Origin of the sequence: Tenacibaculum sp. XPcli2-G (assembly GCF_024124505.1) — a bacterium.
In the GTDB taxonomy this organism is placed as follows: Bacteria; Bacteroidota; Bacteroidia; order Flavobacteriales; family Flavobacteriaceae; genus Polaribacter; species Polaribacter mesophilus.
This window is the reverse complement of sequence record NZ_JAMXSH010000002.1, coordinates 673,370-686,538: the sequence shown is the minus strand read 5'-3', so window position 1 is coordinate 686,538 and position 13,169 is coordinate 673,370. Positions and strand designations below refer to the sequence as shown.

Annotated in this window: 10 protein-coding genes; 8 read left to right on the top strand and 2 right to left on the bottom strand. The window is 31.4% G+C overall.

The features are described from left to right. On the bottom strand, positions 1-2,725 hold a 2,725-nt coding region (locus tag NH341_RS07795; RefSeq protein ID WP_253056303.1), incomplete at its 3' end, for an S-layer family protein. Between the two features lie 720 nt (positions 2,726-3,445). On the opposite strand from NH341_RS07795, the gene NH341_RS07790 reads away from it, so the two are divergent. Beyond that, entirely contained in the window at positions 3,446-3,892 is a 447-nt protein-coding gene (locus tag NH341_RS07790) for a protein-disulfide reductase DsbD domain-containing protein (protein WP_253056301.1), read from the top strand. Between the two features lie 18 nt (positions 3,893-3,910). Beyond that, the gene (locus NH341_RS07785; protein WP_253056299.1) at positions 3,911-5,908 is read left to right on the top strand and encodes a protein-disulfide reductase DsbD; all 1,998 of its coding nucleotides are present in this window, start codon (positions 3,911-3,913) and stop codon (positions 5,906-5,908) included. A gap of 336 nt (positions 5,909-6,244) precedes the next feature. Here NH341_RS07785 and NH341_RS07780 read toward each other — a convergent pair whose 3' ends face one another. Continuing rightward, on the bottom strand, positions 6,245-7,129 hold the full coding sequence (locus NH341_RS07780; RefSeq protein ID WP_253056297.1) for a glycine zipper family protein: 885 nt from the start codon (positions 7,127-7,129) through the stop codon (positions 6,245-6,247). Between the two features lie 770 nt (positions 7,130-7,899). Here NH341_RS07780 and NH341_RS07775 point away from each other — a divergent pair. From NH341_RS07775 to alr, 6 genes are all read left to right on the top strand, one after another. After that, entirely contained in the window at positions 7,900-8,337 is a 438-nt protein-coding gene (locus NH341_RS07775) for a GNAT family N-acetyltransferase (RefSeq protein WP_083574767.1), read from the top strand. A 1-nt stretch (position 8,338) separates the two neighbouring features. Further along, positions 8,339-9,202 (top strand): RNA polymerase sigma factor RpoD/SigA, encoded by an 864-nt coding sequence (locus NH341_RS07770; RefSeq protein ID WP_047788651.1) that lies wholly within the window; start codon positions 8,339-8,341, stop codon positions 9,200-9,202. A 56-nt stretch (positions 9,203-9,258) separates the two neighbouring features. After that, on the top strand, positions 9,259-9,453 hold the full coding sequence (rpsU, locus tag NH341_RS07765; RefSeq protein WP_073181894.1) for a 30S ribosomal protein S21: 195 nt from the start codon (positions 9,259-9,261) through the stop codon (positions 9,451-9,453). A 78-nt stretch (positions 9,454-9,531) separates the two neighbouring features. Next, positions 9,532-10,890 carry a sodium:solute symporter gene (locus NH341_RS07760; protein ID WP_253056295.1) on the top strand — a complete coding sequence of 453 codons (1,359 nt, stop codon included), beginning with the start codon at positions 9,532-9,534 and terminating at the stop codon, positions 10,888-10,890. Further along, complete coding sequence (locus NH341_RS07755; RefSeq protein WP_047788648.1) at positions 10,878-12,014, top strand: amidohydrolase; 1,137 nt, start codon at positions 10,878-10,880, stop codon at positions 12,012-12,014. Before NH341_RS07760 ends, NH341_RS07755 begins: the two co-directional genes overlap by 13 nt. Continuing rightward, on the top strand, positions 12,014-13,168 hold the full coding sequence (alr, locus tag NH341_RS07750) for an alanine racemase (protein WP_159493279.1): 1,155 nt from the start codon (positions 12,014-12,016) through the stop codon (positions 13,166-13,168). The genes NH341_RS07755 and alr overlap by 1 nt, the downstream gene beginning before the upstream one ends. Position 13,169: the final 1 nt, after the last annotated feature.

The window sequence follows — 13,169 nt, the reverse complement described above, 5'->3', positions numbered from 1 at the left end:
CTATTCTTCCATTTCCGTCTAACTGACCAGAAGAAACATTTTCACTTGCTTCTACTGCATCAAAGCACCCATCATTATCACTATCTAAATCTAAATGATTCGGAATTCCATCATTGTCGGAATCTAAAAAACCGCCACATATTAGAGCTAAGTTGATAGGAGATTTTGTATTTCCAGATTTTAGATCAAGTTTTAGCGATGTTGTGGTTGTTTTAATTTCCCAAGCTTCAGATGCTGAAATAGCACCTAAGGCATCAAAGTTCAAAATGCCACCAGAATTGGAATTAATCATTAAATCACCATTTGGGTCGGCTACAGTAAATTCTCCTGTTGAAGTTAATTCCCAAGTATCCCCTGTATCAAAATTTCCAGTTATACCAATTTCATGTTTTAGAGAAACTGTTACTGGGGATGAAAAAGTAAAAGTTGCTGTTCCTCCTTGAGTGATTAAGATATCTCCATTAGCATTACCTTCGTCTACTGTACCTGTTGTAGTAATTGTTACATCTATTATTTTTTCTGTATCTTGATCAAAATAACTTCCAGAGGTTAAGGTAGTTCCAATTCCTGTTAAATCTAATGGGGTTCCTGCGCAAGCTAATGATTCTTCTGTGTCTAATATTCCATCATTATCATCATCTAAATCTAGCCTATCGGCTATTCCATCACCATCAGGGTCTGTCCCTGATCCATTAATAGTAATTACTAAATTAGCTGTATCTGAAGACACTCCGTCGGAAATTTCATAAAAAAATGTATCTGTTAATGTTTGACCTACGAGTAAGCCTGCTACTGCTGGGTTTGATGTATCAACAATATATTCATAACTTCCATCTGGATTCATTATTATTGACCCGTAAGTTCCAGGGTATAAAATATTTAAATTTCCGGCATTTAGGTTACCTAATGTAGTACCAAGTCTTATGGTGGTAACAGAGCCAGAACCTTGCCAGTAAATATCTGAAACACCAGCAATTTGTCCAAGAGGGTCAGGATCTGTAACATTAGGTCCATAATTATAGCTTAATCTTAATTGATTAATTGGCTGTTCAAAAAAAACATTGATATTTCCTGTAGCATCACTAGGTATTGCGCTACCTATTCCATAAAAAGTATTACTTCCTGAGTTAATTACTCCACCTGTTGTAACAAATTTATAAGTTGAATTTATACCATCTAAATTACCTTCAATTTTTATTTGATCTTGCCAAGAACTTCCTTGTGAAAAATCAATATCTGTTAGTAAGAAACCTAAATTAAAAACAGGTTGATCAAAATCTATAACTAAAACAGTGTCATCAGTTGGGTTAGTTGTTCCGTCTATATTATATATTAAATAACCTGTATGACCTCCGTTGGTAGTATAATCTACTGTTTGGTTAAAGGATGTACCAAATCCTCCAGGGTCTAAAGTAGTAAAAGAAAGCCCCACGCCACCAATAGTTTTTGTTTTTCCATTTACTGTTTCTCCATTTGTAAAATTGCTTTCCCAAACTAAAGTAGATAAGCCTCGATCTACGGTATCAGAGCCCCCAGTTCCAGGATCGGTTATTACATTACCTGTGGCACTTGCATCGATAAAAGCAGTTAAAGAATCTGTGTTATCTATTGCGTCAGGGGCTTCATCTACTCCGTTAATTGTTATGGTTAATATACCATAATCTTTTATACCAATGGCATCAGCTACAGTATAAGAAATAATATCATCTAAACTCTCTCCGTTTCTTAAACCTGTAACAGAAGCATTTGTTTCATCTACATCATAAGTATAAGTACCATTTGCTTGTATTGTAATGTCTCCATATAAAGTAGTATAAGTGTTGTTAACAGCTGAAGGATAGACGTCTACTTCTGTTACCGATATGGCGGTAGAGCCAGAGTCATTAGTAAGAACATTACCTGTAATAGTTCCAGTAGAATTAGCAAGAATACTATCAGCTTCATCTACAACTGTTGGGGGAGTAGTGTAGATTCTTATAATGGTTTGTGCTGTGGTAGAATCTCCATTTGTATCAAAAATAGTAACATCCATTGTGCGTACCCCATCTGTATATGGGCTTTGCAAATCTCCATAAAACAAGGTGGATAAAAACGTTTCAAACTCAGAATTAGAGATAGGATTTCCAGAGGTTTCTACAATATTAAATGTTGTGTTTGTTAGTTGTGTAATTTGTATTGTTGAACTCCCTATAGTATAGGTAAATGGACCAGATACCGGTAATTGTAACCATAATAAATCAAAACCACCGCCATTATTAATAGCTAACAATTCACCAAAAGGAGTATCAACAATTCCAGAAAAACTTATTGTTGCACTTAAAACACCTGTATCTGTTGTTACTTTTGGATCTACAGTTACAGGGAAAATGTTTGATGTTGTTGGCTGTAGTTGGAAATCATAATTATTTCCTGGTGTTATAGAGTTTAAATCTAAAGTTGGTGTAGCCATCATCATCATACTAAAAGTAGATGAAAAGGATCTTTGATTTAAATTACTATTAGTTATTTTTTTTGTTAAAAAAGAACTACTTATAGGGTTAACTAGATTGTTTGATGAGGATAATTTTGTGTCTTGAGGTGGTTTATAGGATAAGGTTTTGTTGAGATTACTTCTTTTTAATTCTTCTTTTATGATTACTTGCGAACTAAGGCTAATAGTAAATGTTAAGAAAATTATATATAATATGCTTTTATATACACTATAGTGAGGGTGTTTATTTTTCATATAAAGCTTTTTTTGTTTAGATGGATTATAGTGCAAACACTTGTTTGTGTTTTTTGCGCTAGAATGTGTGATACTCTTTAATTTAAGACTAAAAAAATAGGATACACTTCATCAACTCGTTAGAGTTTGATAATCAAGTTAAAATTAAATGGGAAACTATAAAAGAACATCTTTAAATATAGTTAACCGTATTAATGATTATGTGGAAAGTGTTATAGTTCTTATATTATAAAACATACTCTTAAACCTGTAATTAAAAGTTTTAAGAAACTTAATTGAAGGAAATGCTCTCCACATTTTTGAGAGAGTGATGGATTGGAGTTTAACTACTCCTTTTTTTCTATTGATAGAAATATGTAGTTTGTTGAGAAGAATTATAAATTCTAATATAAAATCTACACTAAACTTTTTAAAATAAAAGTGTTTCATATTTGGGGGACTTAAATTTAGTTTATGATAAATACTGTTACTTCATCTACTTTTTTGTTTTTAATTGTAAAAAGAATTTAAAGGTGTGATTTTAAAAAATGACTCAAAAAATCACTATAAATATATAAAAAATAAATTAACATTTTTTTATGTTTTTTAAGATAATTTTATAATTAACAGTTCCTTGTCACGGATAGAAAATAAAATTGAATAAGAATGTTAATTATTATTTAATTATTCTTCTATGAATATAAAACACGTTATTTTTACGAGTTCAATACTTATTTAAAAATGAAAAAAATATATCTAATACTACTATTATTTACTTGCTCCTTTACGTTTTCCCAAGTGCACGATCCAGTAAAGTGGAGTACTTCAGTAAAAAAGATATCAGATAAAGAAGCAGAGTTAGTAGCTACCGCAACAATTCAAAAAGATTGGCATTTGTATTCACAAGAGATTCCAAAAGGAGGGCCAATTCCAACCTTATTTACTTTTGAGGGAGATACTAAATACTTGAAAAAAGGAAATACTAAAGAAGAAGCAGGACATGTAGTGGACGATCCAATCTTTGAAATGAAAATTAAATATTTTGATACTAAAGCTACTTTTACTCAGAGAATCCGTTTAAAAACTACAGAAAAGTTTACAGTTAAAGGAATGGTAGAGTATATGGTGTGCACAGGAATGAACTGTTTACCTCCAAAAGAAGTAGAATTAACTTTTAATGTAAATTAATCCCTTTCCCCAAATAAGATGAAAAAAATACTAGCATTTTTGCTTTGTTTTACTGTTGGGTTTTCGGCAATGAGCCAAATTCACAATCCAATAGCATGGAAAACGAGTGTAGAGAAAATTTCTGAAACAACGTATAACTTAGTAAGTACAGCAACAATTCAAGGAAGTTGGCATTTGTATGCACAGGAAGTTCCGAGTGGAGGACCTATTCCAACAACTTTTACGTATGATGATGATGGAGGGAAAGTTAAAATTGTAGGAAACACTACAGAGCCGGAGGGAGAAATTAAGTTTACAACACTTTTTGGTGATGAAGGAATGAATATTAAATCTTTTGCACACAAAGCAGTTTTTAAACAAGAAGTAGAACTGGTTAATGCTGGTTTAACCCAAATAAATGCGTTTGTAGAGTTTATTGCTTGTACAGATGAAATGTGCTTGCCTCCAAAAGAAGTAGATTTGGTGTTTGATTTAACTAAAGCGACAGCAGTTAAAGTTTCTTCAGATAACGTTAAAGAGACAAAAACAACAGATAAAGTAGCTTCAAAAGAAAGTAAAAAGAAAGAAAAGAAAGGTTTATGGGGGATTTTCTTCATTGCTTTTTTATCTGGGTTTGCAGCATTGTTAACTCCGTGTGTATTTCCTATGATACCGATGACAGTAAGCTTTTTCACAAAACAAAGCAAAAGTAAATCAGCAGGAATTCGAAATGCAATTATCTACGGAATATCTATTATAGGGATTTATGTATTATTAGGGTCGGTAGTAACTGCTGTTTTTGGAGCTGATGCTTTGAACGCATTATCAACGAACGTATGGTTTAATATAGTTTTCTTCTTAATCTTAGTAATTTTTGCTGTGTCTTTCTTAGGAGCTTTTGAAATTACTTTACCAAGTTCATGGGCAACTAAGGTAGATTCTCAAGCTGATAGAGGAGGGTTAATTGGAATTTTTTTTATGGCGTTAGCCTTGGCAATTGTATCCTTTTCGTGTACAGGACCAATCGTAGGTACTTTGTTAGTAGAAGCAGCTTCTAAAGGAGGAATAGCTCCTATTGTTGGAATGTTAGGGTTCTCTTCAGCTATTGCACTACCATTTGCCTTATTTGCAGCTTTTCCAGGATGGTTAAATTCATTGCCAAAATCAGGAGGATGGTTAAATACGGTAAAAGTAGTTTTAGGGTTCTTGGAATTAGCCTTAGCATTTAAATTCTTATCAAATGCCGATTTAGTATTACAATTACATCTACTAGAAAGAGAGGTGTTTATTGCTATATGGATAGCTATTTTTGGAGCCTTAGCTTTTTATCTTTTCGGAAAAATACAATTACCACACGATAGCCCAATCAGTCATATATCTGTAGGAAGATTAAGTTTAGGGTTGATTGTATTATCTTTTACCATTTATATGGTTCCTGGGTTATGGGGAGCACCGTTGAATTTAATCAGTGCATTTCCACCGCCACAACATTATAGTGAGTCACCTTATGGAGTAGGATTTACAAAACAAGCAGTAGTAAGTTCAGGTAATCAAGGAAATGGACATGAGCGTTTGCCAGAAGGGGCACATTTAATGCCACCACATGATATTATGTCGTTTCATGATTATGATAAAGGATTAGCTTATGCTAAAAAAGTAGGAAAGCCAGTAATGTTAGATTTTACAGGACATGCTTGTGTAAATTGTAGAAAAATGGAACAAAACGTTTGGGTGAAACCAAAGGTTTTAGACGTGTTGAAAAACAAAGTAGTTTTAATTTCTTTGTATGTAGATGATAAAAGACCATTAGAAGAAGATGAAGTGGTAGAATCAAAGTTAAACCCAGGAAAAAAACTAAAATATATTGGTCAAAAATGGAGTGAAATGCAAACTATTAAGTATAAAGCAAACTCACAACCATTTTATGTATTAATGAATCATGATGAATCAAATATAATAGACCCTATAGCATACACCCCAGATGTAGATGAATACTATAACTGGCTTGAAAATGGGATTACTAATTTCAAAAAGTAAATAAAATCCCCACTATTTCAATAGTGGGGATTTGTTTGTTAATAGTAATGAATTCTTCTTATAAATAAAATATTTAAAAAGAACCATAAGATAAGTACATCATCTTTGATCATACTTACCTCTTTTTAATTGATTTTAAAACAATATACCTTATAAGGATTGAAACAAAAAATGAACTTAATATTAAAAAATAAAACCGTGGTTTTTTTAAATCTTCTAAAATAACATTTATTGATAATTCTTTATCGACGAAATAAATAGAACAGAAAATTATTATTGTTCCTGCTATAATATCTAAACTTTTACGAATATTTTTCATTTTTTTCATAAGAGGAACTAATTTCCTTGTTTTTCAATTATAAGATTAGTTGATGCTAATAACAATAATGTTTCTTTAGATAATATAAAATCTTCACTTTTCATAAAATCGGATTCTGTTAATACAGCTTTTTGCATTTCTGTACTTTCTTGAATGGCAGGTAAACAATCTGCAGCTGCCCAAAAGGCACCGAATAAAGCACCAACAACTGCACCTTTAGCTGCACCTACTGCTACTCCTAAAGGACCACCAGCTAATCCAACATAGCCCCCTCTTAAAGCTCCTGCTACCATTCCTCTACCTATTTTTTTACCACCAGTTTGTCTCATACAATTCCAAAAACCACCTTTAGAACTAAGCCTTTTATTTTGCATATATATATCTTCTAAATTCTTTAAAGCCATTAATGATCCATCTAAAATTAATTGAATTTCATTCTTGTTATTTGCTGATAGAGTACTTGAATTTAGTTTATTTTGGTGTTTTTTTATAACATCCAATAATTCGTGGTCGTATGAATTAGATAGCTCATTATAGTAATCTAATAAAAAAGTTTCAGTTAAATTATCATAGTGGTTTGATAATTCAACATAAACCTTATCTAAATCTTCATTAACTTCAATAATTTCAATGTGAGCATCTATCTCTGTATCGTCATAAGATTTATTTAGGTACGTTTTATTAGTTCTTAAGTGCTTTTTTATTTCGTTTTTAATACTTTCCTCTGATTTAAAAACTTCTTTAAAATTGTTTGTATAATTTTTTAAATCATTTCTTAATTCTTCATAATTGGTAGAAGTATCAATCATTAATGAATCATCTTCTTTACTTTGACAATTATAAAATGAGGTTAATGCTATAAATAGCATAAAACTGATTGATAAATACTGTAATTTTTTCATTATTTTTTTATTTAAAATTAATTGAGGGTAAAAGTAAATTATTTAAAATTATGAAAGGTAAGCGTTTGACTTACTTTTAGTAAGTCAAACGCTTACCAAATATTCAAAAAAAAATTGTATGGAGCTTTTACAACCTTATGTGAAGAATTTTTTTCTTATGTATTATTACATCTCGATATAATTGGGAAGAGAACTTGATAAACTTACTAGCTGAAAGGAAAAGTTCGAAGCCTTACTTTATATAGAAAATTTTCCTGAAGTTTAAGTAAATTAAAGACTTCATTGAGCATGTTTTTTTTATTTAAATTATATAAACTACTGTAAAGGGTTCTTTTACAGTAGCTGTTTTGAAATTATCTATAAAATTCGTACCTTTGTACGATATGGTAGATACTACACACGAGAAAAAAAATCAACGAGTTTTTACATTCAACTACCTTGTGTTCCGTAATCAATCGGACAAGTTTATCCCACCAGGGTTCTAATTTAAGTTTACAATAACTCCTCCTTTGTGAGAAGTTTCTCTAATATATTTAAAAACACTTTGTAGAACTATTTACCAGTTAAAAAATAGATTTATAAAATGTTTTTTTTGACCTTACGAGTATCCGTTTATAGATAATCGTACACTTTTCTAAAAAGTATTCCGCATTAAAAGACAAATACCAAAATAAATAGGTTTTGTATTTATTGCTATTTAAGTTTCAGTAGAAAAAACTAAAGAAACTTACAATTATTACATACCTATTCTTTTTTATAAAAATCAAATTATGACAATAAAAACTTACGATGCATTTAATCGTATAACCCCTCTAGAAATAGAAAGAGTAACTAACTTTTTATACAAACATCTTGAAAAATATGGAGATGAAAAATCAGCAATTCGTAAAGCAATAGACTATGCAGCAAAAGAGCGAACAGGATTAGGTGGATATGTTTTTACGATAGAAGATAAAGGTGAAATTATAGGTGCAGTGGTAATAAATAAAACTGGAATGGATGAGTATATCCCAGAAAACATTTTAGTGTACATAGCCACTCATAATGAATATAGAGGGAAAGGAGTAGGAAGAAAAATAATGACACATGCTATAGAAAACTGTAAAGGAGATATTGCTTTACATGTAGAAAAAGATAATCCAGCAAAGTTTTTGTACGAAAAGCTAGGATTTACCACTCCGTATTTAGAAATGAGACTAAAGAGATAATATGAGACAGTTAAAAATAACAAAACAAGTTACCAATAGAGAATCAAAATCTATTGAGAAGTACTTACAAGAAATTGGTAAGATTGATTTGATTACTGCAGATGAAGAGGTTGAGTTAGCTCAAAAAATCAAAACAGGTGACCAAAGAGCATTAGAAACTTTGGTAAATGCTAACTTACGTTTTGTAGTGTCGGTGGCAAAACAATATCAAAATCAAGGATTACGCCTTTCTGACTTAATTAATGAAGGAAATATAGGTTTGGTTAAAGCAGCAAGACGTTTTGATGAAACGCGTGGATTTAAGTTTATATCGTATGCCGTTTGGTGGATACGTCAGTCTATTTTACAAGCTTTAGCAGAACAATCTCGTGTGGTTCGTTTACCGTTGAATAAAATAGGAAGCATTAGTAAAATTAATAAAGCAGTTTCTAAGCTTGAACAAAGTAATGAACGAATGCCAACTCCAGAAGAAATAGCTAAAGTTTTAGATATGACTGTTTCAGATGTAAAACAGTCAATGAAAAACTCTGGAAGACATATTTCTATGGATGCACCTTTAAAAGAAGGAGAAACATCAAATTTATACGATGTAATGAAAGCTTCAGAAGCTCCTAAGCCAGATAAAGATTTAATGCAAGAATCTTTACAGTTGGAAATTAGTAGAAGTTTAGAAACATTATCTCCAAGAGAATCTGATATCATAAAGCTATTTTATGGTTTAGAAGATTACCGCCCTATGAGTTTAACTGAAATAGGAGAAACTTTTGACTTAACAAGGGAGCGCGTACGCCAAATTAAAGAAAAAGGACTTAGAAGACTCAAACAAAGATCGAGAACTAAAGTGTTACAAACTTATTTAGGCTAGTTTCGACTTTGTTTAATCCATAAAAACAGAAATAATAATTTTAAAAAGATCTAAATATGTTAATAATACAAGTAAAAGAAGGTGAAAATATCGATAGAGCGATTAAACGCTACAGAAGAAAATATAGAAATACAAAAGTTTTACAAGAAATAAGAGATAGAAAAGAGTACACAAAACCATCTGTAAGCAGAAGGGAGCAATTAAAAAAGGCTCAGTATAAAGAGCAGTTTTTATTAGAGCAGGAAAAATAAGATATGGATATACATTTTATTGATCTATTAATATTTGTGTTATATCTAGTTTTTATGCTTGGAGTAGGAGTATACTTCATGAATAAAAACAAATCAAAAGACGATTACTATGTAGGGGGAAGAAACATGTCAGCAGGTCATATAGGGTTATCTGTTGTTGCAACTGATGTTGGAGGGGGCTTTTCTATTGGCTTAGGAGGTCTTGGTTTTTTAATGGGACTCTCCGGTAGCTGGATGCTTTTTACAGGGTTATTAGGTGCTTGGATAAGCGCCGTTTTTTTAATCCCTAAAGTATATCCAATAGCAAAAAAACATCATTTTCTAACGTTTCCAGAGTCATTAGCTTTTCACTACAATGCAAAAGTCGCTCTAATGGCAGGAATTATTTCGTTAATAGGGTACATAGGTTTTACAAGCTCACAAATTTTAGCAGGAGCAAAACTAGCATCCGCTACATTTCCTTCTATATCTATTACTAATGCAGTTTTAATTATGGGAGTCATTGCAGTGGTGTATACAGTTATTGGAGGAATAAAAGCTGTGATTTATACAGATACCATTCAGTGGATAATTCTAATGATAGGGCTAATAGGAATTGGAATCCCTATCGGTTATGCTGAAATAGGAGGGTGGAGTGGCATTAAAGAAATATTACCAGCCAGTTTTTTATCACTAACCAATGTTTCGTTTATTGATATGTTTAACTGGATAATCACAATAGTACCTATTTGGTTTGTTGGAATGACTTTATACCAACGAATTTATGCTTGTAAAGATGAAAAAACAGCAAAAAAAGCATGGAAAATAGCGGGACTTTTTGAGTACCCAATAATGGCGTTTATGGGAGTTGCCTTAGGGTTATTTTCAAGAGTAGCCTATGAGCAAGGAATGTTTGCTAGTATAGGGTATGCCCCAGGAGTAGAATTGGATGCAGAATTGGGACTTCCATTGTTGCTGAGAAGTATTTTACCAGTGGGTTTAATGGGGTTAATGATGTCGGCTTATTTTTCGGCAATTATGTCTACAGCCGATAGTTGTTTAATGGCAGCTTCAGGAAACTTAACAACAGACATTTTTGGGTATTTCAAGAAAAGTATCAGTATAAAAAACTCACAATTAATAACCTTTTTAATAGGAGGCTTAGCTATTGTATTGGCAACAAAAATGCAAAATGTATTAGAGTTAATGTTGTATTCGTATGCCTTTATGGTATCAGGGTTGTTAGTTCCTGTTTTAGGAACGTTATTACTAAAAAAACCATCACCAATTGCCGCTTTTTATGCAATGATTTCAGGAGGATTGACCACTTTACTATTAATTGTTTTTGAAGTAAAACTACCTTTTGACTTAGATGCGAATTTCTTCGGAATTACATTATCAGCTATTGTATTTTCAATAATTCAGTTAATTAATAATCCAAAATCATGGAAAGCCTAAAGGATACTTTAGAGAAGGTAAGAAAAGAATTACATAAGTTTCCTGAAGTTTCTGAAGAAGAATATGAAACTAAAAAAAGAATACAAACTTTTTTAGAGGAACACACATTTTGTGAGATACAACCAGTGGCTAAAACAGGTTTGTTAGCAATCTTCAATGGAAAAAAAGAAGGGAAAACAGTTATGCTAAGGGCTGATATTGATGCGTTGCCTATTCAAGAAATAAATAGTTTCGAACATAAATCTGTAAATGAAGGAGTCTCTCACAAATGCGGACATGATGGGCATACAACTATTTTACTTGGAGTAGCAAAGCTTCTTACGGAAAAACCGTTGTCTAAAGGAAAAGTAGTATTACTTTTTCAACCTTCAGAAGAAAATGGAAGAGGAGCGCAGTCTATTTTAGAAGATACTTATTTTAAACAACTTAATATAGATTATGTTTTTGCGCTACATAATTTACCAGGTTTTACCAAACAAGAAATAATTGTAAAAGAACATGAGTTTACTAGCAATGTAAAAAGTGTTATAATTACTTTGGAAGGAAAAACAGCACATGCAGCAGAGCCAGAAAAAGGCTACAACCCAGCTAATGCAATTGCTGAAATTCTTCATTTTGTAAGACAAGAAACAAAAAATATACCAGAAGATTCTGATTTCTTTTTAGCTACTCCCATATACGTAACAATGGGAGAAAAAGCCTATGGAGTATCAGCAGGATATGGAGAAGTACATCTTACATTAAGAAGTTGGAGTACGCGTTTAATGAAAGAAAAACAGAATAACCTCGAACAATTACTTCAAAAGCTTCAAGAAAAAGAAAAGTTAAGTATTAATACTTCTTGGTTTGAAGAGTTTTACGCAAATAAAAATAACAAAGAAGCTGTTGAGTATATAAAAAAGGTAGCGGAACAACTAAATTTATCAATTAACGAAATAAATAGCCCGTTTAAATGGGGCGAAGATTTCGGGTTGTTTACACAACAATATAAAGGAGCTATGTTTGGACTAGGAGCTGGGAAAAACACTCCTGCACTACATAATCCAGATTATGATTTTCCTGATGATATAACAGTAACAGGAGCACAATTATTTTATAATATTTTAAAAGAAGTTCAACAATAATGACTCATACATCTTATTTAGAATTATCTGAATCAGCAATAAAAAATAACATCAATTTTATACGTGAAATAATAGGAGATACTACTATTTTTTCATCTGTAGTAAAAGGAAATGCTTACGGTCATGGAATTAAAACCTATTGTATGTTGGCATACAAATACGGAGTAAGACATTTTAGCGTTTCTGATGCGAATGAGGCTTTTGATATAAAAAAAACACTACCTTATGAAGATGTAACCATTATGATAATGGGAATGATTGAAAATAGCCAGTTACCATGGGCAATTGAAAATGAGATAGAGTTTTTTGTTTTTGAAGAAAATAGACTACAAAAAGCGATAGAAGCAGCAAAAAAAGTAAAAAGAAGAGCTAAAATTCATTTAGAAATCGAAACAGGAATGAACAGAACAGGCTTTGTTCCAAAAGAAACAACAAAAGTTCTTAAATATATTGAGACACATAAAGAGTTTGTTGATGTTAAAGGAATTTGTTCTCATTTAGCAGGAGCAGAAAGTATATCAAATTACAAGAGAATAACCGATCAAAAGAAAAAATTTAAAAATGTAAGAAAGAGAGTAAAAGAACTTGATTTATTCAATCCAAATTACCATTTAGCAAGTTCAGCAGCTACAATTAGATACCCAACAACAAGGTTAGACTTGGTAAGAGTTGGTATTTTACAATTTGGATTTTTTCCAACAAAAGAGATATTGGTTCATTATTTAACCAAAGAAAAAATTGTAGAAAATCCATTAAAAAGAATCATATCTTGGAAAACAGAAGTTATGGATGTTAAAACGATAAAAGCAGGTCAGTTTATTGGCTATGGCACATCATACTTTACAAACCAAGAAACCAAAATAGCAATTATACCAGTTGGATATTCTTCAGGATATAGCCGTTCTCTTAGTAATAAAGGAAAAGTTTTAATAAGAGGACAACGACATAAAATAGTAGGAACCATTAATATGAATATGATGGCAGTAGATATAACACATGCCGATACTATTGAAAAAGGAGATGAGGTTGTATTAATAGGGAGTCAAGGTGATGTTGAAATAACAGTTTCATCATTCAACGATTCAATACAAATAATTAATTATGAATTATTAACACGACTTCCTGAGAATTTACCAAGAATAATAACAAAATAAT

What these genes read in the sequence shown, in the direction of transcription:
- NH341_RS07775 (WP_083574767.1), top strand. Translation starts at nt 7,900, where the DNA reads ATGACAATAAAAACTTACGATGCATTTAATCGTATAACCCCTCTAGAA.
- NH341_RS07790 (WP_253056301.1), top strand. Translation starts at nt 3,446, where the DNA reads ATGAAAAAAATATATCTAATACTACTATTATTTACTTGCTCCTTTACG.
- NH341_RS07785 (WP_253056299.1), top strand. Translation starts at nt 3,911, where the DNA reads ATGAAAAAAATACTAGCATTTTTGCTTTGTTTTACTGTTGGGTTTTCG.
- NH341_RS07780 (WP_253056297.1), bottom strand. Translation starts at nt 7,129, where the DNA reads ATGAAAAAATTACAGTATTTATCAATCAGTTTTATGCTATTTATAGCA.
- NH341_RS07770 (WP_047788651.1), top strand. Translation starts at nt 8,339, where the DNA reads ATGAGACAGTTAAAAATAACAAAACAAGTTACCAATAGAGAATCAAAA.
- alr (WP_159493279.1), top strand. Translation starts at nt 12,014, where the DNA reads ATGACTCATACATCTTATTTAGAATTATCTGAATCAGCAATAAAAAAT.
- NH341_RS07755 (WP_047788648.1), top strand. Translation starts at nt 10,878, where the DNA reads ATGGAAAGCCTAAAGGATACTTTAGAGAAGGTAAGAAAAGAATTACAT.
- NH341_RS07760 (WP_253056295.1), top strand. Translation starts at nt 9,532, where the DNA reads ATGAATAAAAACAAATCAAAAGACGATTACTATGTAGGGGGAAGAAAC.
- rpsU (WP_073181894.1), top strand. Translation starts at nt 9,259, where the DNA reads ATGTTAATAATACAAGTAAAAGAAGGTGAAAATATCGATAGAGCGATT.